The organism is Massilia sp. FBCC-B171 (assembly GCF_059134155.1).
The window spans coordinates 2,305,629-2,327,299 of the sequence record NZ_CP101443.1 but is presented as its reverse complement, the minus strand read 5'-3'; the positions used below and the strand labels follow the sequence as shown (position 1 = coordinate 2,327,299).

The following is a 21,671-nucleotide window of genomic DNA, read 5'->3' as shown; positions in this document are numbered from 1 at the left end:
GCCTCCGTGTTCGTGAAACATTCCCTGTCCTTTTCAGCCAGGCGCCAGGGCGCGCGCCGCGGCGCCGCCGAAGACGCCGATGACCTCGGTCGGGAGCGCATCGATCTCCAGGCCTTCGTCGGTGATGCGGTATGCGCGCAGGTCAGTGCTGTGGGCGCTTCCGCGCACCTTCACGACCGACATGAATTTCTGCAGCTTGCCGTCCACCTCGGCGTAGCGCAGGGTGACGATGGCGTCGGTCAGGAAGGGGATGTTCGCTTCGCCGAAACGCAGCTCGCCGAACACGTCGTTCAGTCCGATCGTCACCAGCGCACTGACGCCTTGCTTTGCCACCGCCGAGAGCAGGCGGAACACCGCCAGGCGCAACTCGGCATGGTATTCCGGCGCCATGTAGAGGTCGAATTCGGAGAGCGAATCGATGACCAGGCGGGTGGCGCCGGTGCGCTGCAGGGTGCGTTCCAGCTCGTCGATCAGCTCGTCCACCGTCAGGTCGAGCAGGCGGCTCTCGACCACGCTGACATCGCCCTTCTGTATCATTTCAGCCAGCTCGGCGTTGCGCAGGCGCGGCGTGCCTTTTTCGAAGTACACGGCCACGCCTTTTTCGCCGAGGCGCGCGCCCTCCTGCAGGAAGCGGGTCGCCAGGATGGTCTTGCCGGAACCGGTGGGCCCCGAGACCAGCATCGTGTGCCCTTCCGGCAGGCCCCCATTGAGCATCTTGTCCAGGCCCGGCACGCCGACCGAGATGCGGCGCGCGTCGCGGTCGATCGGCACGCCCGGGATGCGGTCGTCGGCCAGCGGCGGCAGGATGCGCGGATAGGTGCGCAGGCCGTCGCCCGTGATGCGGAAGTTGTGCGAACCGGCCAGGTGGGCGCGGCCGCGCATTTTGACGACCCGCATCTTGCGCACGACGGTGCTGTGCTCGTGCACCTGGGTCAGCGAGAGCACGCCGTCGGCCACCGTCATGATCGGATTGGCCTCCGGGTCGGAACTGACGTACTCGCCGATCAGGAAGGTGGTGGCCTGCCAGCTCGTCATGCGCGTGCCCAGCTCCTGGATGAAGTACTGGAGGTCGGCCACGCCCTCGTTGCCCGACTTGGCCGTCTGCACCACCGAGCGGAAGGAGTCGACGAACACCAGCGAGGGCGAGAAGGTCTCGACCTCGGCCATGATCCGTTCCAGCACGCCGCTGAAGTCGCCCGTGCGCAGGTTCTCGCTCAGGTTCACGTAGCGGATCGCGGGTCCCACCATGCTCATGTCGAAGAAGGAAAACTGCTGCTGGTAGCGCAGCATCTTCAGGGGCGGCTCGCCCAGCACGGTGAAGAACAGGGCGCGCCGCTCGGTGCTGGCCAGCGTAAACATGATCTGGTGCGCCAGGGTCGTCTTGCCGCTGCCCGGCGGGCCGGCGACGAGGTTGAACGAAAACTCGGGCAGGCCTCCACCGAGCAGCGTGTCCAATCCTGGCACACCGGTTTGCAAAAGCCCCAGGTCTACTTTATCGCTCATTTACTTCTGCTCCAGTCCATACGTCTGCCCCTCCCCGCCAAGCTCTGCGACGTGTAACAGCTGTTTCGTTAGCGCTTCGCCGATCAAGGAACCCAGCAGCGTGGTGAATGTCTCGAGCAGGACGCCGTTGGCGGCGCTCGCTTGCTCGGGTCCTATCTCGTTCAGGGTTCTGGTCAGGGACGTCAACAGGTCGGCCACAGGACGCGCGCTGTCGCAAGTGGACAGTCGCTCGAAGCGTGGGGTAGACAGGCGCAGGGCGCGTCCGAACAGGGCGCAGAAACCGCTTTCGCCGACCAGGGGCATGAGCTGTTCGCTCAGGCGCAGCCAGGGCTGCACCAATGCCGCGGCGCTTCCCGTATTGCTGCCATTCCCCTCTCCGGGTTGCCCGGGCCGCGGCCCCTCTTTCTGATCCATGCGCGCTGTTGGCTGTCGTTGTTATGTTTTATTCGCCATTTGGCTGGCTGCGACACAATTATAAAGGCAAGATCAACACTTTTTACTCTTTCATACGAAGACGGGATGAATTCCTACGCCGCGCCCCGCTTAAACAGAAGTTATCGGTGACGTATCGGCCGCTGCGCCATAATGCAGAGCAGGAACTTCCAGGCCATACTTTGGAGAGAACATGAAGCAATCCATCGCAGGCGTCTTGTGCGCGCTTGGCATCCTGCTGCCGGCGCAGGCGCAGGCGGCTCCTGTCAAGGCAGCGCGGGCCGTGCCGTCCAAAGCGCCCTCGCTCGACGCGCGCTTCACGGCGATCCACCGCGCCGAATGGCAGTGGCGCGTGGCCCAGGGCCTGGCCGACGACGAGGCCGAAGGCGGCAAGGTCGATGCCGATTTTCCGCGCGTCGAAGCCGCCTCCCAGGCCGCGCGCCTGGCCTACTGGGAAGGCACCCTGCGCCAGCTTGCTGCCATCGACCCGGCGCGCCTGTCGGCGCCGCAGCAGCTCAACTTCCAGGTCTACCATGCCCAGATCGCGGCCTTTGTCCAGGCGCTGCGCTTTCGCGAGTACGAGGCGCCGGTCAATGCCGACAGCGCCTTCTGGACCGACGTGACCTATGGCGCGCGCCAGCCGTTTGCGCGCGCCCAGGACTACCGCAACTACCTGGCGCGCCTGGGCAAGCTGCCGCGTCACTTCGCCGAGCAGACCGCCAACCTGCGCGCGGGCCTGGCGCGCGGCTTCACGCCCCCGCGCGTCACCCTGCAGGGACGCGACGCCGCGCTGGCCTCGGTGGTCGCGGCAGCGCCCGAAGACACGGTGTTCTACACGCCTTTCAAGAGCATGCCGGCGGCGATTCCCCTTGATGAGCAGGCCGCCCTGCGCGCCGAGGCCGTCGCCGCGATCCGCACCCAGGTGCAGCCGGCCTACGCGGCGGTGCTCGGCTTCGTGCGCGAGGTCTACCTGCCAGGGGCGCGCGAAGCGCTATCCGCCGCCAGCCTGCCCGACGGCGAAGCCTATTACCAGTCGAAGATCGTCGAATACACGACGACGAACTTGAGCGCGGACGCCATCCACCGCATCGGGCTGGACGAGATGGCGAAGATCCGCCTCGAGATGACGGCCACGATCGGGCGCGCCGGTTTCAAGGGCGACCTGCAAGCCTTTCTTGCTTTCCTGCGCAGCGACCCGCAGTTCTACGCGAAGTCGGCCGACGAACTGCTGATGCGCGCGGCCTGGATCGCCAAGAAATTCGACGCCAAGGCCGGCCAGTATTTCGGCTACCTGCCGCGCCAGCGCTTTGCGATCCGGCCGGTGCCGCCCGACCAGGCGCCCTATTACACGGCCGGACGCGGCGGGCCCGGCGTCTACCTGGTCAATACCTATGATTTGCCCTCGCGCGCGCTGTACAGCCTGCCGGCATTGACCTTGCACGAGTCGGCCCCGGGCCACGCCTTCCAGATGCCCGTCGCACTCGAGCAGACCGGCGTGCCGCCGTTCAGACGCGCCTATATTTCGGCCTTCGGCGAAGGCTGGGCCCTGTACGCCGAGCGCCTGGGCAGCGAAATGGGCATCTACGAGACGCCCTACGAGGAGTTCGGCATGCTCAGCTACCAAGCCTGGCGCGCGGCGCGCCTGGTGGTCGACACCGGCATCCACGCCAAAGGCTGGACGCGCGAACAGGCGCAGGCCTACCTGCGCGAGAACACGGCGCTGTCGAACCACGAAGTGACGACCGAAGTGGACCGCTACATCTCGTGGCCGGGCCAGGCGCTGTCGTATTACCTGGGGCAGATGGCGATCATGGAGGCGCGTGCAAAAGCGGAAAAGGCGCTGGGCGCGACCTTCGACATCCGCGCCTTCCATGACACGGTGCTGCAACTGGGCTCGGTGCCCCTGCCGGTGCTGGCCGCGCGCATCGACCGTTTCATCGCCGAAGGCGGGAGCAGCCCCTACCCGAAGGCGCAGTAAATTCAGGGCGAGGGAAAGCCTTCATCCACCGCCCCCCCCGGCGCGCCAGCGCGACAAAGGCGTGCAGGTAATCGAGTTCCCAGTCCGCTTCACGCGCGCCGAGATGGATATGCTTCTGGATCCCTTTCGGCCCCAGCCTCAGGGTCTGCAATTGCAGCTGCGGCGCATACTCCGTCACCAGCCATTTCGGCAGCGCCGCCACGCCGCGCCCGCTGGCGACCATCTGCAGCATGATGTCGGTCGTCTCGATCGTCTTGTGCCGGCGCGGCGCCTGGTTCGCCGGCAGCAGGAACATGGTGTAGATGTCGAGCCGGTCGATCGGCACCGGATAGGTGATCAGCGTTTCTTCGGCCAGCTGCGCGGGCAGCACCTCGGCCTGTCCCGCCCAGCGATGGTCCTTGTGCACCACCAGCACCTGTTCGTAGCCGAACACCGGCTCGAAGCGCAGCCCGGGCCGCAGCAGCGGATCGGGCGTGACCAGAAGGTCGATCTCGTGGCCGAGCAAGGCGCCAATGCCACCAAACTGGAACTTCTGCTTCACGTCAACGTCGACCAGCGGCCAGGCGGCCAGGTAAGGCGCCACCACTTTCAGCAGCCACTGGTAGCAGGGATGGCATTCCATGCCGATGCGCAGGGTGCCGCGCTCGCCGTTGGCGAACTGGCGCAGCTGCTCCTCGGCCAGCACCAGCTGCGGCAGCAGGCGCTGCGCCACCACGTGCAGGTATTCGCCGGCCTGCGTCAGGCGCAGCGAGCGCCCTTCGCGCGTCCACAGTTCCGTGCCGGCCGCCGCTTCCAGCTTGCGCATGCTGTGGCTGAGCGCCGACTGGGTCACGCACATGACCTCGGCCGCCGCCGTCAGCGAACCCTGGCGCTTGACCTCGAGCAGAATCTCCAGATGGGTACGTTCCAGCATCGACATGAGTGAATGTAATGGATATGTGAGAAATGACCATTTTACTTCATGAATGCTGCTCTTTAGTATGGATGAGTCGATTCATTCACTTACCCGGAGCACCCATGACCACCATCCACAACCTCGGCTTTCCCCGCATCGGCGCGCGCCGCGAACTCAAGTTCGCGCTCGAGTCCTACTGGAAGGGCGAGTCCTCGCGCGATGCCCTGCTCGGCCTGGGCAGGCAGCTGCGCAAGCGCCACTGGGACCAGCAGGCCAGCCTGGACCTGGTGCCGGTCGGCGATTTCTCGCTCTACGACCAGGTACTCGACATGAGCGTCACCCTCGGCAACCTGCCCGAGCGCTTCCGCGACTTTCATGGCGATGCGCTCGACAATTATTTTCGTGTCGCGCGCGGCCGCTCGGCCGGGAGCGAAGAACACCAGGCCTGCTGCGGCGCCGTCGCGGCCGGCGAAATGACCAAATGGTTCGATACCAACTACCACTACATCGTCCCCGAATTCTCGGTCTCCACCACCTTCACGCTCGACGCCTCGCGCCTGCTCGGGCAGCTGGCCGAGGCGAAGGAGCACGGCGTCAAGGGTAAACCCGTGATCATCGGCCCGGTCACCTACCTGGCGCTGGGCAAGGCCAGGGACGACTCCGACAAGCTCGCCCTGCTGCCCGCCCTGCTCGACGCCTATGCGCACCTGCTGGAAACCCTGGCGCTTGAAGGCGTGGAATGGGTGCAGGTCGACGAGCCCATCCTCGTCACTGAGCTGAGCCTGGACTGGCAGCATGCCTTCAACCTCGCCTACCACCAGCTGAAAGCTTGCCGGGTCAAGCTGCTGGTCGCCAGCTATTTCGGCCAACTGCAGGAAAACCGCTACCTGGCCGCCAACCTGCCGGTGGCCGGCCTGCACATCGATGCCGTCAGCGGCTTCGACGACGTCGCCCCGCTCCTGAATCTCCTGCCCGACCATAAAGTGCTCTCGCTGGGCGTCATCAGCGGGCGCAACATCTGGAAGACCGACCTGTCGGCCGTCCTCGACTGGCTCGAGCCGGTGGCCGCGCGCCTGGGCGAGCGGCTCTGGCTGGCGCCCTCCTGCTCGCTGCTGCACGTGCCGGTCGACCTGGACAGCGAACAGGCCTTCGATGCCGAGATCAAGTCCTGGCTGGCCTTCGCCGTGCAAAAACTGGATGAATTGCAGGTGCTGGCGCAGGCGCTGCGCTTCGGGCGTGCTTCGGTGCAGGCGGCGCTGGACGCGAACGCGGATGCACTCAGCGCACGCCGTGCCTCGCCACGCGTGCACGCGCCAATCGTGCGCCAGGCCGTCGCTGCCTTCGACGCGCGCCTGGCCGAGCGCACCAGCGGCTATCCGCAGCGCGCGGCGAAACAGGCGGCCCGCCTGCAGCTGCCCCCTTACCCGACCACGACCATCGGCTCCTTCCCCCAGACTGCGGACATCCGCCAGGCGCGCAGCGCATTCAAGGCCGGCACCCTGGACGAAGGCAGCTACAAGGCCGCGATGCGCGCCGAGATCGCGCGCAGCGTGCGCGAACAGGAAGCGCTCGGGCTGGACGTGCTGGTGCATGGCGAAGCCGAACGCAACGACATGGTCGAGTATTTCGGCGAGCAGCTCGAGGGCTATGCCTTCAGCCGCTTCGGCTGGGTCCAGTCCTACGGCTCGCGCTGCGTCAAGCCGCCCATCCTGTTCGGCGATATCAACCGGGCGCAGGCGATGACGGTGGAATGGAGCAGCTATGCGCAGTCGCTGACCGACAAGCCGATGAAGGGCATGCTGACCGGCCCCGTGACCATCCTGAACTGGTCCTTCGTGCGCGACGACCAGCCGCGTTCGGTCTCGTGCCGGCAGCTGGCGCTGGCGATCCGGGCCGAGGTGCTCGACCTGGAACGGGCCGGCGTGCGCGTGATCCAGATCGACGAAGCCGCGCTGCGCGAAGGCCTGCCGCTGCGCCGGGCCGAGTGGCAGCACTACCTGGACTGGGCCGTGGAGTGCTTCCGCATCGCCGCCAACGGTGTGCTGGACACGACGCAAATCCACACCCACATGTGCTATTCCGAGTTCAACGATATCATCGCCGCGATCGCCGCCATGGATGCCGACGTGATCACCATCGAGACCTCGCGCTCGAACATGGAGCTGCTCGACGCCTTCGAGCATTTCAGCTACCCGAACGAGATTGGCCCGGGCGTCTACGACATCCACTCGCCCAACATCCCGAGCCGCGAGCACATCGTGCAGCTGATGCGCAAGGCGGCCGAGCGCATTCCGGCCGAGCGCCTGTGGGTCAATCCGGATTGCGGCCTGAAGACGCGCCAGTGGGAAGAAGTATTGCCGGCGCTGGCCAACATGGTGGCGGCCGCGAAGGAGCTGCGGCTGGCCGTGTGACGTCAGTCGTCGCCGGCGGGATCGAGCCCCGGGAACATCACCTCGGTAAACCCGAAGCGCGAAAAGTCGACGATGCGCATCGGGTAGAGGATGCCGAGCAGGTGGTCCACCTCGTGCTGGACCACGCGCGCATGAAAACCGTCGACCTCGCGCCGGATCGGTTCGCCGTACTGGTCGACGCCCTCGTAGCGCAAGCGCTTGAAGCGCGGCACGCTGCCGCGCAGGCCGGGCACCGACAGGCAGCCTTCGAAGCCCTCTTCCATCTCGTCCGACAGGGGCGTCAGGACCGGATTGATGAGCACCGTTTCGGGCACCTGGGGCGCGTCGGGATAGCGCGCATTATTGGCAAAACCGAAAATGACCAGCTGCAGGTTGACGCCGATCTGGGGCGCCGCCAGGCCCGCGCCATTGGCCGCATGCATGGTCTCGAACATGTCGGCCAGCAGCAGGTCCAGTTCGCGCGTGCCGAATTCGGTCACCGGCTCGGCCACGCGCAAGAGGCGCGGGTCGCCCATCTTCAGGATCTCACGTACCGTCATGTCCGTTCTCCTTTGCCAGCTGGGCCAAAAAGGTACTGAAGCCGGCCGCCGTCTCCGGGTGCTTCAGTCCCATCGCGGCGGTCGCCTGCAGGTAGCCAAGCTTCGAACCGCAATCATACCGCCGTCCGTCGTAACGGTAGGCGAGCACGCGTTCCGCGCGCATCAGGGCCGCGATGCCATCGGTCAGCTGGATCTCGCCGCCGGCGCCGGTGCCCAGGTGTTCCAGGTGCTCGAAGATGGCGCCCGACAGGATGTAGCGCCCGACCACGGCCAGGGTCGACGGGGCCTCGTCGGGCAGCGGCTTTTCGACGATGTTCGACACCAGCTCGAGCTTGTCGCGGTAGGACTCGGCCTTGACGATGCCGTACTGGCGCGTGTTCGCGCGCGGGACGTCCTGCACCGCCAGCACGCTGCACTGCTCGTAGTCGTAGACCTCGGCCATCTGGGCCAGCACCGGTTTGGCGCCGGGATCGGTGTCCATGAAGTCGTCGGCCAGCAGCACGGCGAAGGGCTCGTTGCCGACCACGGGCCGCGCGCACAGCACCGCGTGGCCGAGGCCCAGCGGCGCCGACTGGCGGATGTAGATGCAGGTGACGTTTTTCGGGATCACGTTGCGCACCAGTTCGAGCAGGGCCTGCTTGTTGGCCGCTTCCAGCTCGGCTTCGAGCTCATAGGCCTTGTCGAAATGGTCCTCGATCGCGCGCTTGTTGCGCCCGGTGATGAAGATCATTTCCGTGATGCCGGCGGCCACCGCCTCTTCGACCGCGTACTGGATCAGCGGCTTGTCGACGATGGGCAGCATCTCCTTCGGCTGCGCCTTGGTGGCGGGAAGGAAGCGGCTGCCCAGGCCCGCCACGGGAAAGACTGCCTTGCGAATTTTGTTCATGTTTGTTCTCCTGTTCTGTTCATGCACCCGGCGCTGCCGCCAGCAGGGCCAGCAGGCCCGCTTCGTCGAGCACGGTCACGCCGAGCGACTCGGCCTTGGCCAGCTTGCTGCCGGCCTCCGCTCCCGCCACCACATAGGAGGTTTTCTTCGATACCGAACTCGATACCTTGCCGCCCGCCGCCTCGATCAGCGCGCCGGCCTCGTCGCGCGACATGGTCGGCAGCGTCCCGGTCAGGACAAAGGTCTGGCCGCTGAGCACACCCTGCTCGGTCTCAAACTCCTGCGGCAGCGTGTCGATCAGCGTGCCGCGCAGGCTGGCCAGCGCCAGCAAGGCTTCGCGGTTGGCCGGCACCGCCATCCAGGCATCAAGGGAAGCGACAAGCAAGTCAGGCAGGCCGAACACGCTGAACACCTTCAGGTGGGCCAGGTCTTCGAGTGTACGCCCGGCCAGCAGCTGGCGCGCGCGCGGCTCGGTCAGTTTCGGAATGCCGAGTGCGGCCAGCAGGGCCACCTCGTCCAGGCGCTCGCGCAGCGCCGCCTTCGGAGGATGCTCGCCCTGCGGCGCCACGCCCGTCGCCAGCAACGCGTCGAGCGCGGCCTGGTTCTTCGGCTCGATGAAGAAGTCGGCAATCGACTCGGCCACGGTGCCACCGATGTCGGGCAGTACGCGCAGCAAGGCGGCCGGCGCACGGCGTACCAGCGCCAGGCTGCCCAGCCAGTCGGCCAGGGTCTTGGCGGTCGATTCGCCCACATGCCGGATGCCGAGCGCGAACAGCAGGCGCTCGAGTGGCGGCTGCTTGCTGGCCGCGATCGCGTTCAGGAGGTTGTCGGCCCATTTGGTCGGCACCTTGCCCTGTTTTACGGTCTCGGGCGTGCTGCCCTCTTTTTCGTCGGCCAGGCGCTTCATGCGCAGCAGGTCGTCCAGGGTCAGCGTGTAGAGGTCGGCCACGCCGTGGATCAGGCTGCATTCGACCAGGCTGTCGATATAGCGGTCGCCCAGGCCCTCGATGTCCATCATGCGCCGGCCGGCGAAGTGGCGGATCGCTTCTTTTCTCTGGGCCGCGCAGGACAGGCCGCCCGAGCAGCGCGCCACCGATTCGCCTTCTTCGCGCACCACGTGCGAGCCGCAGACCGGGCACACATTCGGCAGCGTGTAGGCGGCCGGCTCCGGAACCGGGCGGCGTTCCAGCACCACCGACAGCACCTCCGGAATCACGTCGCCGGCGCGCCGCACCACCACCGTGTCGCCCACGCGCACGTCCTTGCGGCGCACTTCGTCCTCGTTGTGCAGGGTCGCGTTGGTGACGGTCACGCCGCCCACCGACACCGGCACCAGGCGCGCCACCGGCGTGATCGCCCCGGTGCGCCCGACCTGCACGTCGATGGCCGAGACCACCGTCAGCGCTTCTTCGGCCGGAAATTTGTGGGCCAGCGCAAAGCGCGGCGCGCGCGAGACGAAACCGAGCGCGCGCTGGTCCGCCAGGCGGTCGACCTTGTACACCACGCCGTCGATCTCATATGGGAGGCCGCCGCGCTTTTCACCGATAGTGCGGTAGTAGTCGAGCAGGCCTTCACGCCCCATGACCACGGCGCGCTCTTTCGAGACCGGCAGGCCGAGGCGGTCGAACCAGTCGAGCACCTTCGAATGCGATTCCGGCATGGGCGCGCCTTCGAGCAGGCCGATACCGTAGGCGAAGAAGCGCAGTTTTCGCTGGGCCGTGATGCGGGCGTCGAGCTGGCGCAGGCTGCCGGCGGCGGCATTCCTCGGATTGGCGAATTCCTTCTGGCCGGCGTCGCGCTGGCGCTGATTGAGCTTGGCGAAATCGTCCTTGAACATCAAGACTTCGCCGCGCACTTCCAGCACCTCGGGGATGTCGTCGCCATGCAGGCGCAGCGGAATCACGCGCACCGTGCGGATATTCGCCGTCACGTCTTCCCCGGTATAGCCGTCGCCGCGGGTGGCGGCCTGCACGAAGATCCCGTTTTCATAGCGCAGGCTCATCGCCAGGCCGTCGAATTTCAGCTCGGCGACGTACGCCACTTCGCCGTTATCCAACCCATCGCGCACGCGGCGGTCGAAGTTGTCGACGTCTTCAATCTCGAAACCGTTGTTCAGCGACAGCATCGGCACCGCATGCGTCACCTGCTTGAATTCGGGGATGGGCGCCGCGCCCACGCGCGAGGTCGGCGTGTCCGGCGAGACCGCCTCCGGGTGCGCCGCTTCCAGCGCCTGCAGCTCGACGAACATGCGGTCGTACTCGGCGTCGGGAATCGTCGGCGCGTCGAGCACGTGGTAGTTGTAGATATGGCGGTTCAGTTCCTCGACCAGCGCCCCCATGCGCGCAATAGCATCGACTTGTTCGTTCATCCAGGCCTCAGCTGAACAGGCGCAGCGCGCGGGTCGAGCCGGCCGGGATGTCGGCCGCTTCCATCTCGGTATAGAACTCCTTCACCTGGCCGGCGATGTCGTCCAGCGCCGGGTCGAGCAGCGGCTGCTCGAAGTCGTCGACGATGGTCGCGTCCAGGCGCAGCATCAGGTCGCGCGCCGCTTTCACCATGGCGCCGAAGCCGTCGCGCGCGGGGGCCACGCAAGGCACGTCGAGGAGCAAGGTCAGGCGGTCGGTGTTGTCGGCGCCCAGCGTGACATTGGTCGAGAGCGTAAACAGCACGCCGCCGGCGCCGTCAGGCATGGCGAAGCGCCCGTCGGGACGCACGTCGAAGCCGGCCTTTTCCAGTGCGCCGATCAGGGTCGACATGGGCCATGGGGCGCCGTTCGATTTCAGGTTCACGCCCAGCTGGGCGTCGTGGCCGGCGACGAATTTGTGCAGGGTGCGCGCTTCGCTCATCACTTCGATCATGTCCGGCACTTCCGGCTCGGCGCCGATTTCGTCGGCCACCGCGCGCAGGCGCGTCACCAGTTCCGAGTATTCCAGTTCGTTCAGGCTGGTGGTGCGGGTGGCCATCTGGACGCCCGCCTGCAGCTTGGTGTAGACGCCGCCATGCACGATCGGCTCCCAGTCGCCGTTCACGGCCAGGCCGATGAAGTGGATCGGCTTGTTGCCGACCCGGCGCAGCTTGTGCAGGGCCGGCAGGATCTTGTCGCCGCGCGCCGCGCCCTCGAGGGCCAGCGGGATCATGCAGTCGATCAGCGGGTCGACCAGGTTCTCGGCCAGTTCAGCCGGGGGCGTATCCGGCGTCGTGCCCGGCAGCGGCGCGACGGGCTCCAGCGCTTCCGTGGCATCGGAAGCGCCGGAAGCACCGGCGCCCGGTGCGCCGGTGCCGAAGCCTGGCTCGACCGGCCCGAGCGGCGGCGTGGCGCCCAGTTCCAGCACCGGTTCGCTGCGTTCGCCTGGGGTGCCGTCGGGGCGCATCAGGACGTCGTCGTGATCGGAAGCGAAGGCGCGTTCGACGCTTTTACGCGCCTTGTGCTCCTGCCACTTGTTATAGGAGATGACGCCGACGACGAAGACGCCGCCCGCCGCGATCAGGCTCATTTGAAGGTCTGTCATGCTGCTTGTGCCTCTTGTGAGAAGTGGGCGGCGGACTCCATGTCCACCGCCACGATGCGCGATACGCCCTGCTCCTGCATCGTCACACCGATCAGTTGATTGGCCATTTCCATCGCAATCTTATTGTGCGAAATGAAAAGGAATTGGGTATGTTCGGACATGCGCTTGACCATGCGGCAGAAGCGCTCGGTATTGGCGTCGTCCAGCGGCGCGTCGACCTCGTCCAGCAGGCAGAATGGCGCCGGGTTCAGGCGGAACATCGAAAACACGAGGGCAGTCGCCGTCAGGGCCTTCTCGCCGCCCGAGAGCAAATGGATGGTGGCGTTCTTCTTGCCCGGCGGCTGGGCCATCACCTGGACGCCGGCATCCAGGATTTCGTCGCCGGTCATCACCAGGCGCGCATTGCCGCCGCCGAACAGGATCGGGAACAGCTCCGAGAAATGCGTGTTCACGCGTTCAAAAGTGTCCTGCAGCAGGTCGCGCGTTTCCTTGTCGATGCGGCGGATCGCGTCTTCCAGCGTATTGATCGCTTCGTTCAAATCGGCGTTCTGCGAATCGAGGAAGCGCTTCCTCTCGCTGGCCGTGGCCAGTTCCTCGACCGCGGCCAGGTTGACCGCGCCCAGCGCCGCAATGGCGTTCGTCAGGCGCGTGACCTCGCCCTGCAGGTATTGGGGTTTCAGGTCGGGGTCGAGCTTTTCGGCGAGCAGGGCTTCGTCGGCGCCGGTGGCGGCCAGGGCTTCGGCGAACTGTTCCTGGTTCAGGCGCGCCGCCTGTTCCTTGAGCTGCATCTCGGTGATGCGGTCGCGCTGCGGCTGCAGGCTGCGCTCGGAGCCCATGCGCCCTTCCTCGGCGTGGCGCAACTGCTGCGCCACCTGGTCGAGCTCATGGCGCGCATCCGACAAAGCCTTTTCCTGCGCCGTGCGGCGGTCGAGCAGTTCCTGCAAGCCCTCGTGGGCGGAGCCGCTTTCGAGCGCCGTCAGTTCTTCCTTGCCGCTGGCGAGCGAATCGGCCACTTGCGCGGCCTGCTGCGTGGCGGTGGCGATGCTGCGCCGCAGTTCCTCGATCTTCGCGCGGCCCGTCTTTTCGGCGAACAGTGCTTCCTGCGCGCCGCGCTCCAGGTCGCGCAGCTTCTCGCGCGCCTCCGACAGCGCCGCTTCGCGCTGCAGGAACAGGGTCTGGCCGTCTTCGAAGCTGCCCTGCAGTTCGGCCAGTTCCATGTCCAATTGTTCGAACTGCTGCTCGGCCTCTTGCTGGACCATGCGCTGCTCTTCGTCCTGGGCCGCGATCTCGGCCAGGTCGACGTCGATCTGGCTGCTGCGCTGGTTGAAGCGCGATTCGACTTCGTTCTGGCGCACGACCTCGATCTGCAGCGCGTGGGTCTCGCGCTGCAGCGTGGCGATGCGCGCCCGCGCGTCCTGCAGGCGGCGCGTCAGTTCCGTCACGGCCGCGTCGGCGCGCGTGGCGCGGGTGCGCGCTTCGTCGGTCAGCAAGACCTGGGCGCGCAATTGTTTACCGATGTTGTCGATATCGTGCTGGCGCCCGAGCATGCCGTCCTGCTCGGCATCGGCCGCGTAGAAGCGCACGCTCGACGCCGTGATCACATGGCCCTGGCGCGTGACAAAACTGCCGCCCTGCGGCAGGCGCGCGCGCTCGGCGAAGGCTTCGCTCGCCGTCTCGGCAGTAAACACCAGGTGCAGCCAGTCGTTGAGCACGCCGCGCAGGCCGGGGTCGTTCAGTTTCAACAGGCTGGCGAAGGACTTCAGTCCCATGACTTCCTGCGCGGCCGGCGCACCCGGCATTGGCGCATACAGCGCCAGGCGCGCCGGCGGCGCGTCGCCGACAAAGGCCTTGGCCCAGTCGATGTTCGACAGCTCCAGCGCGCCCGCGCGTTCGCGCAGCACCGCTTCCAGCGCCGTCTCCCAGCCCTCGTCGACCTGCACCTTTTGCCACAGGCGCGGCAGCGTATCGAGTTCGTGTTTTTTCAGCCAGGGCGCGACCTTGCCCTGGGTCTGCACGCGTTCCTGCAGCTGTTTTAATGCCGACAGGCGCGCTTCCAATTGGGCGTTGGTGGTCGACTCGCGCTGCGACTGTGCGTGGGCTTCGCGCCGCTCGGTCTCCGCCGCGTCCTGCAAGGCCGAGGCTTCTTCCTGCAGCAGGGTCTGTTCTTCCAGCGCCTGCTGCTTTTCCTCGAGCTGCATGCGCAGGTTGGCCAGGTGGGCGCTGTCGGGCGGCGCGAGGGCCTTCTTCTCGGCCTGCAGGCGTTCGCGGCGCGTGGCCAGGCCATTCAAAATGTTGCCGGCATTGCGGCCGTGGGCGGCGGCCAGTTCGATCCGCTGGCGCACTTCGCCGATGCGGGCGCGCCCTTCGTCGCCGCGGCGCTGGGCGTCGCGCCAGGCGGCGTCGAGTTCCGGCAGGCGCTCGTTCTGGGCTTCGACCGCGATCTGCGCGCCTTCCGCGCGCGCGGCCAGCTCCTCGACCTTGTAGGTCGCTTCCTCGATCTGTTCTTCGTATTCCTGCGCCTGCGCCAGCCACCCGTCGCGCTGCGCGCTCAAGGTGCCGAGCTGGTTTTGCAGGCGGGTGCGCGACTCGATCACGAACTTGATCTGGGCTTCCAGGCTGCCGATCTCGGAATTGGTCTGGTACAGCGCGCCTTGCGCCGTGTGCAGGCGGTCGCCGACCGAAAAATGGTGCTGGCGCAGGTGCTCGAGTTCGAGTTCGACATTGCGCAGCTTCGCGGTCTGCTCTTCCAGGCTGTTTTGCGCTTCTTCCATCTCGCGGAACCAGCGCGTCTGTTCCAGTTTGGCCTCGTTCTTGCGCAAGAGCCAGAGCAGCTTCTGCTTTTCTTCCTGGTCGCTTTGCATCTGCTGGAAGCGCATTGCCACTGCCGCCTGCGCTTCGAGTTTATCCAGGTTGGCGTTCAGTTCGCGCAGGATGTCTTCGACCCGCAGCAGGTTTTCGCGGGTGTCCGACAGGCGGTTTTCGGTTTCGCGGCGCCGTTCCTTGTACTTCGAGACGCCCGCCGCTTCTTCGAGGAAGACGCGCAGTTCTTCCGGGCGCGACTCGATGATGCGCGAGATCATGCCCTGGCCGATGATGGCGTAGGCGCGCGGACCGAGACCGGTGCCGAGGAAGATGTCCTGGATGTCGCGCCGGCGCACCGGCTGGCTGTTGATGTAATAGGTGGAGGTGCCGTCGCGCGTCAGCGTGCGCTTGACGGCGATCTCGCCGTACTGGCCCCACTGGCCGGCGGCCTTGCCGAGCGAGTTGTCGAACACGAGTTCGACCGAGGCCCGGCCCGATGGCTTGCGGTGGGTCGAGCCGTTGAAGATCACGTCCTGCATCGACTCGCCGCGCAACTCCGACGCTTTCGATTCGCCCAGCACCCAGCGCACGGCATCGATGATGTTCGACTTGCCGCATCCATTCGGGCCGACCACGCCAACCAGCTGCCCAGGCACCTGGAAATTGGTGGGATCGACGAAAGACTTGAATCCCGACAATTTAATGGAGGATAGTCGCACGTTGCTTCGGCTACTCGGGAATCGATAAAGGACGCATCATACCATTTGTTGCTTGCAATTGAGCCAAGTTCATAGGTGAGCAGGCAGGCGGGCCGGCTGCCGCATTCCACGCTGCCGGCGGGGCGGCCATCGCAGGGCATCGTTGCCTTAATTCAATGTGCGATAATCCAAAACCACTTCCGGCCCAGGCACGAGGAATTCCGGCGCATGCACGACACAAGGATGTTCGCCAAGCGGGAAGCGCACCCCGCCTTCATGATCCTGTACCGGATCCGGCGCGACGCCTTCCGCAGGCAGTCGATGGCCCTCTACCGCCGCTACAGCCAGGCCATCATGCTGTTCATGGCGCTGTTCGGCATCCTGTTCAGGGAGCGCCCCAGCCTGCTGGCCGAGCCCCTGCTGCATTTCTGGCGCGCGCCCGGCAGCATCGGGCCGGACCTCGCCTTCGCGGCCGGGTGGATGGCGCTGGTGGCCGCCTGGACCAGCATCCATGGCCCCTTCATCCGCGGCGGCGCCCTGGCCCGCTACAGCCGCAGCCTGCCGCTGCCGCGCCCTGTCCAGCGCCTGGTCGACCTGTCGGTTCTCGGCCTGGCCTTGCCGGTGTTCCTGCTGCCCTTTGCGGTCGCACTCTGGATCGCCGGGCGCTCGGAGCATGCGCTGGGCGTCGACGAGCGCTTCCCGCTCTACCTGCTGCTGTATGCCGCCTTGACGATCGCGACCGCCCGGGCGGTGGCCTTCGGCCCGCACATGCGCGCCCGCCTCGGCGCCGGCGCGGTGCTGGCCATCCTGGTCGGCGCGCCCTGGCTGCATTCCTTCCTGCTGGCGCCGGCGGCGCTGGCCGCACTGGCGGCGACCGTGTACGCCTGCATGGCAGAGAGCGACGCGCCGCTGGAACGCGCGTCCCGTACAGAAGGCGCGCCGCCGTGGCGCCCCCTGATCCTGCTGCGCGTCCAGGCGGCCCTGCTGCTCGAGCAGCACCGTTACGATGCGGCGATGCGCCTGCTGCTGGCCGGCCTGCCGCAACTGGCGGCCTGGTGGATGATCGTGTATGCCAACAAGGTCGAGGAGGCGCGCGCCTTTCTGCACGTGGGCTGCGCCCTGAGCATCTGCTTCAGTTCCGGCTATTTCTATACCCTGCACCAGGGCGGACTGGTCCTCGCGCCCCTGCTGCGCAGCATGCCCTTCGCCCGGCTGCGCATGGTGCTGGCGGCGCAATGGCTGGTGCTCGGCCTGACCGCGCTGCTGTTCGGGGCCACGCTCGCCGCCCTGGCCTGGCGCTTCGGCGCGCAGCATACGGCGACGCTCTCGATGGCCGGCGCCGGCGCTTACTGGCTGGCCTGGCTCCCGCTGCTCGGCCTTCCGGTCCTGCAGCGCCACAAGGACGCCAACCTCGCCAAATTCGCGCTCGTCGCGGCGGCACTTCTGATCGCATTCAATCTATGACCAGCATTTCCCTTGCGCCCCTGCTCGAGGTCGACACCCTCGCCATGCGCTTCGACGGCCAAACCGTGTTCGAGCAGCTCTCGTTTTCCTGCGCGCCGGGCGCGGTGGCCCTGGTCGGCGTCAACGGCAGCGGCAAGTCCACGCTCATTTCGCTCGTCTGCGGCGTCGAGTCCCCGCAGGACGGAACGATCCGGATCGCCGGCCACGACATGAAACGCCATCCGGCGCGCGCGAAAGCCCAGCTGGTCTATGTGCCGGACGAACCGGTGGCCTACGACTTCATGCGCGGGGTGGAGTTTCTGGTGATGGTGGACGCCCTGCGCGGCAGGCGCGACCTGGACGATGCCGGAGACCTGATCGAAGGCCTGGGCCTGGGCCCGCACATGGACAAGCGCTTCGACGCGATGTCGCTCGGGACGCGCAAGAAGTTCATGCTGCTCAGTGGCTTGATGAGTCCCGCGCCGCTGGTGGTGCTGGACGAACCGACCAACGGGATCGACGCCGAGGCCTGGGGCTTCCTGGCGGCGCACATCCGCCAGGAAGGGGCGAAGCGCCTGTTCTTCTTTTCGACCCACGACCGTGAATTCATCGATGCCACCGGGGCCCGGCGCCTGCGCCTGGGAGCGGCGCAGGACTGAGGCAAGGCTGCCTTATCCGGCCTGGCGCGCGGCGCCGGGGGGCGCGGGGTCGTTGACGGCGTCCTGCATGGCGGCGGTGAGCACGCGGCCGACCACGCCCTCGAGCGCCAGCACGGCGAGGCGGCCGGCGCGCACGGCCTCGAGCAACTTGTCGGCGCTGAGGGAAAACGACTCCTGGCGCAGGCCGCTCGAAAAGATGAAGAGCGAGCGCCGCGGACTGACCCAGGCCAGCTTGACCTTGCGTACGCTGCCGTCAAGCTGGGTGAACTCGATGCGCATGCCGCGCTCCAATTCGTCGACCGTCAGGGCGGCATCGTCCTTTTCAAGCGTGTCTTCCTGGGCCGCCGCGGCCTGTTCCAGGGCGATGCGGCGCAGGGCGTCCTGCTGGGCCGCCTCCACCGCCAGCTCGAGCTGGCGCTCGGGCGACAGTTCGATCGGGGCGCGCACGATCGAGAGGTGGCATTTCGCCAGTTCGGCGAAAAACTGCAGGCGCTCGGCGTCCTGCCATTTGATCGCATCGAGCCATTTGTTGAGCGCGGTGAGCAGGCCAGGGAGCTTGTTGATCAGGACCTTGCGCTGTTCCTGCGTCGCTTTCGGCTTCACGGTCCAGACCAGTTCGTCCATGGTGCGGGTGGCGTTGTCGAGCGCACCCGGACGTTCTTCGTCGATCACCCCGGCGAAGGTCAGCACGTCGACCCAGCGCTGCTCCAGGAAGCCCGACACCAGGCCAATCAACTCGCCGTCGGCCACGCGGACCTGCACCGCCTGGCGCGCCGAACGGGCGGCCACGGTCTGCTTTTCGATTCTGGTGGCGCGCGCGATGGGCGCCGCGATCGCTTCCTCGGCCGCGCGTTCCTCGACCAGCAGCTGGGCTTCGAGTTCGGCCACCGCTTCGGCAAAGGCGGCCGGCTGCGACTCGCCTTCGCGCCCGATGCGGTCGACGCCGCGCCGCATGGCCTGCACCACCGGGTCGTCGCCGCCCTTGCGCCCTTCCCAGCCCATGTTCGAGAGCAGGTCGATCATGCGCCGCGCCGGGTGGGCTTCCTCGAAGAAGAAGTCCTGGTCGAGCAGCGCCGCTTTGAGCACCGGCACCTGCAGGAAGCGGATCAGTTCGCGCGTCTCGGGCGGGATGCTGTCGTCGAGCAGCACGGTTTCGAAAATGCGCGACAGCAGGTCGAGCGTGTTTTCTTCGCCGCGCGACAGGGCGCCCTGGGGCAGGCTTTGCTTGAAGCGCGGCAGGTAGAAGACATTGTGCGGCTGGGCCGCCGGCGCGCCGGTTGCCTGGCCTGCGCCGTTGGCGGCGGCTGGCAATTGCAGGCTTGCCAGCAGGTCGAGCAGCGAGGCGTGCTGGCCAGGCGTCGGGGATGCCGCACCCGGCGCGCCGCTGCCGGCCAGGGCCGGCAAGCCTGTTCCCGGCCCGCTTGATCCAGCCTGCACCCCGGGAGCGCCTGGATGGCCGCTTGATCCCGCCTGTACCGCGGACGCCGTCGCGGCCCCCGCCGGGGCCACGCCAAAGCCGGCCGCCGAACTCGGACGCCAGCCCTGCCCCTGCGGCATGTTCGGCAAGTCCGGCACCAGCGCCGTCGATCCGTCCGCCTCCGCGCCGCCGAGCAGGCTGCGCAGCTGCTGGGCCAGGGCGGCGTCCATGCCGTTCTTGCGGCCGCGCCCGGGGTCGCTGGTCTTGCTGATGTGGAAGCGCTCGCGCGCCTGCTTGCTGCGGGCGCGCAGGGTGGCGTCGAGCCCCGCCAGGAGCGGCCCCAGGTCGATGAAGAGCTCGGGGCGCAGCAGCGGCAGCAGCACCGGGTGGTCCTCGACCTCGGGCGTGAAAGCGCGCCAGGCATCGTGGGTGGCGCTGACGAACACCTCGGGCCGGAAGGGATTCTGCCCGGGCCGCAGCAGTTCGCGCCCGAGCAGCATGCCGATCCGCACCGACAAGCTGGCCAGGGTTTCCGAATGGGCGATCTCGAAGGGACGGCAGAGCGCGCCGAAGGCGACCTGGTTATCCATCACTTCCAGCGGCACCAGGGACAGCGAAATGGCGCCGGCACGGATTTTCGCGCCCGGCACCAGTTCGTCGACCGCTTCGCGCAGAGCGCGCTCGATCGCTTCGCCGGCCAGATGGACGAAGGCGTAGGAGTTGCTTTGCAGGAGCTTGCCGGCCTTGGCGCGGCGGTAGGCGGCCTGGGGCTCGAGCCCGGCGCTGGTCATGTCGGCCATGGCCGCCACCAGCCGGTTGACCATGCCGGTCAATTGTTCGTTGGCGCAGGCGCAGGCGTCGCGCACGAGCTCGGCCAGCACCTCGCGCGGAAGCACGGGCAACACTGGGCTGGCGGGTTCGTTGGCGGCATTGGCCATGGCTTGTTCATCCTGTGGCGCAAGGCGCCGACACCCTATTGTTGCACATTATTTCCGAAAGGCAATAGTCACGCAGGAAAATTGCGGCTTTTTCGCCTCTTCCGTCGCGGGCGCTGCCCGCTTCTTCATTCACGGCATGTCCAAGCGGCATCTTTAACTTTGCGATGACGCAACCGTCCACAATTTTGTTTCCCTAACATAACAAGGTCCCCTTTCACCCATCCCGCCCGAGGAAGCTCCCATGAAACACATTCGTCAACTCGACACCAGGTTCAAGATCCTTGGCGCTTTTGCGCTGCTGTTCGCCCTCGGCGCCGGCTGCCTGCTCTGGCTGCTGGGCCAGGCCGGCGCGGCCGGTGCGGCCTTGCGCGGGAGCGCCCTGCTCTGCCTCGGCTTTGGCCTGGGGTTCACGGCTTTGCTCGCCGCCTGGGTCGCGGGCGAAGCGAGCCGGCCCCTGCACGAGGCCGTGCAAGTGGCCGAGCGCGTGGCCGGCGGCGACCTGCGCCTGCGCGCGGCAAGCGCCGCGGGCGGCGACGGCGCCGCGCTGATGGCCGCGCTCGCCGCGCTGGCCGGCAAGCTCGCGGGCATGATCGGCGAGGTGCGCACGGGCGCGGCCGGCATTGTGACCGGCAGCACGGAAATCGCGGCCGGCAACATGGACTTGTCCAGGCGCACCGAGCAGCAAGCGGCCTCGCTCGAAGAAACCGCCTCCTCGATGGAAGAACTGACCGCCACCGTGCGTCAGAACGCCGACTCGGCGCACACGGCCAGCAAGCTGGCGCTGTCGGCCTCGGAAGTGGCGGTCAAGGGCGGCGCCGTGGTCACCGACGTGGTCGGCACCATGGCCTCGATCAACGATTCCTCGAAACGCATTGCCGAGATCATCGGCGTGATCGACGGGATCGCCTTCCAGACGAATATCCTGGCCCTGAATGCGGCCGTGGAAGCAGCCCGCGCCGGGGAACAGGGGCGCGGCTTCGCCGTCGTCGCCTCGGAGGTGCGCAGCCTGGCCCAGCGCTCGGCGGCGGCGGCCAAGGAAATCAAGGCCCTGATCGACGATTCGGTGGCCAAGGTCGACGCCGGCACCCTGCTGGTCGACAAGGCCGGGCGCACGATGGACGAGGTGGTCACCAGCGTCAAGCGCGTGACCGACATCATCGGCGAAATTGCCGCCGCCAGCGCCGAGCAGACTGCCGGGATCGAGCAAGTCAACGGCGCCATCACGGCGATGGACCAGGCAACCCAGCAGAACGCGGCGCTGGTCGAACAGTCGGCCGCCGCTGCCGCCGCCGTGCGCGAACAGGCCGCCACGCTAACGCGGGCCACGACCGGCTTCGTGCTGGCGGGCGACGCGGCGCAGGAAGCGTCGCCGTCCACGGTACGTCAGTTGCCGGTCATGAAGAAGGCGGGGCCGGCAGCGCGCAAGGCGGCGGCGAAAGCAGCACCGGCAGCCGCGGCGGCGAAAACGGTCACGCCGATCCGGCGCGCGGCGACCAAACCGGATGCGGATTGGGAAGAGTTCTGAAAATCGCTAACGAAAAACATTGAAGTATTTGAAGTA

Annotated in this window: 14 protein-coding genes; 5 read left to right on the top strand and 9 right to left on the bottom strand. The window is 67.1% G+C overall.

The genetic code is table 11. From position 1 onward, the window contains the following. Positions 1 to 33: 33 nt before the first annotated feature. Both NMB41_RS10595 and NMB41_RS10590 read right to left on the bottom strand, forming a co-directional pair. Positions 34 to 1,503, bottom strand: a complete 1,470-nt coding sequence (locus tag NMB41_RS10595; RefSeq protein WP_494382408.1) for a DUF7125 family protein — start codon at positions 1,501 to 1,503, stop codon at positions 34 to 36. Further along, on the bottom strand, positions 1,504 to 1,917 hold the full coding sequence (locus NMB41_RS10590; protein ID WP_494382407.1) for a hypothetical protein: 414 nt from the start codon (positions 1,915 to 1,917) through the stop codon (positions 1,504 to 1,506). Between the two features lie 211 nt (positions 1,918 to 2,128). Here NMB41_RS10590 and NMB41_RS10585 point away from each other — a divergent pair, with 211 nt between their 5' ends. Further along, a complete protein-coding gene (locus NMB41_RS10585) occupies positions 2,129 to 3,913 on the top strand; it encodes a DUF885 domain-containing protein (protein WP_494382406.1) in 1,785 nt (594 codons plus the stop codon). On the opposite strand, the gene NMB41_RS10580 is transcribed toward NMB41_RS10585, so the two are convergent. Further along, a complete protein-coding gene (locus NMB41_RS10580) occupies positions 3,870 to 4,826 on the bottom strand; it encodes a LysR family transcriptional regulator (protein ID WP_494382821.1) in 957 nt (318 codons plus the stop codon). The genes NMB41_RS10585 and NMB41_RS10580 overlap by 44 nt on opposite strands. Before the next feature lie 104 nt (positions 4,827 to 4,930). On the opposite strand from NMB41_RS10580, the gene metE reads away from it, so the two are divergent. Then, a complete protein-coding gene (metE, locus tag NMB41_RS10575; RefSeq protein WP_494382405.1) occupies positions 4,931 to 7,219 on the top strand; it encodes a 5-methyltetrahydropteroyltriglutamate--homocysteine S-methyltransferase in 2,289 nt (762 codons plus the stop codon). A gap of 2 nt (positions 7,220 to 7,221) precedes the next feature. On the opposite strand, the gene def is transcribed toward metE, so the two are convergent. Genes def through smc form a run of 5 tightly spaced genes read right to left on the bottom strand, consistent with a single transcriptional unit; the run spans position 7,222 to position 15,674 of the window. Next, complete coding sequence (gene def / locus NMB41_RS10570) at positions 7,222 to 7,758, bottom strand: peptide deformylase (RefSeq protein WP_494382404.1); 537 nt, start codon at positions 7,756 to 7,758, stop codon at positions 7,222 to 7,224. Beyond that, positions 7,745 to 8,644: a UTP--glucose-1-phosphate uridylyltransferase GalU gene (galU, locus tag NMB41_RS10565; protein ID WP_494382403.1), complete on the bottom strand. Its 900-nt coding sequence runs from the start codon at positions 8,642 to 8,644 to the stop codon at positions 7,745 to 7,747. Before galU ends, def begins: the two co-directional genes overlap by 14 nt. 19 nt (positions 8,645 to 8,663) lie before the next feature. After that, a complete protein-coding gene (gene ligA / locus NMB41_RS10560; RefSeq protein WP_494382402.1) occupies positions 8,664 to 11,012 on the bottom strand; it encodes an NAD-dependent DNA ligase LigA in 2,349 nt (782 codons plus the stop codon). A 7-nt stretch (positions 11,013 to 11,019) separates the two neighbouring features. Next, positions 11,020 to 12,153, bottom strand: coding sequence for a cell division protein ZipA C-terminal FtsZ-binding domain-containing protein (locus NMB41_RS10555; RefSeq protein ID WP_494382401.1), 1,134 nt, complete (start codon positions 12,151 to 12,153; stop codon positions 11,020 to 11,022). Continuing rightward, positions 12,150 to 15,674, bottom strand: coding sequence for a chromosome segregation protein SMC (gene smc, locus NMB41_RS10550; protein ID WP_494382400.1), 3,525 nt, complete (start codon positions 15,672 to 15,674; stop codon positions 12,150 to 12,152). The genes NMB41_RS10555 and smc overlap by 4 nt, the downstream gene beginning before the upstream one ends. Positions 15,675 to 15,881: 207 nt before the next feature. On the opposite strand from smc, the gene NMB41_RS10545 reads away from it, so the two are divergent. Together NMB41_RS10545 and NMB41_RS10540 are read left to right on the top strand one after the other, a co-directional pair. Continuing rightward, on the top strand, positions 15,882 to 17,117 hold the full coding sequence (locus NMB41_RS10545) for a hypothetical protein (protein WP_494382399.1): 1,236 nt from the start codon (positions 15,882 to 15,884) through the stop codon (positions 17,115 to 17,117). After that, on the top strand, positions 17,114 to 17,755 hold the full coding sequence (locus tag NMB41_RS10540; protein WP_494382398.1) for an ABC transporter ATP-binding protein: 642 nt from the start codon (positions 17,114 to 17,116) through the stop codon (positions 17,753 to 17,755). Before NMB41_RS10545 ends, NMB41_RS10540 begins: the two co-directional genes overlap by 4 nt. Positions 17,756 to 17,767: 12 nt before the next feature. On the opposite strand, the gene NMB41_RS10535 is transcribed toward NMB41_RS10540, so the two are convergent. Next, positions 17,768 to 20,110: a DUF1631 family protein gene (locus NMB41_RS10535; protein ID WP_494382397.1), complete on the bottom strand. Its 2,343-nt coding sequence runs from the start codon at positions 20,108 to 20,110 to the stop codon at positions 17,768 to 17,770. A 241-nt stretch (positions 20,111 to 20,351) separates the two neighbouring features. Here NMB41_RS10535 and NMB41_RS10530 point away from each other — a divergent pair, with 241 nt between their 5' ends. After that, on the top strand, positions 20,352 to 21,635 hold the full coding sequence (locus NMB41_RS10530; protein ID WP_494382396.1) for a methyl-accepting chemotaxis protein: 1,284 nt from the start codon (positions 20,352 to 20,354) through the stop codon (positions 21,633 to 21,635). Positions 21,636 to 21,671: the final 36 nt, after the last annotated feature.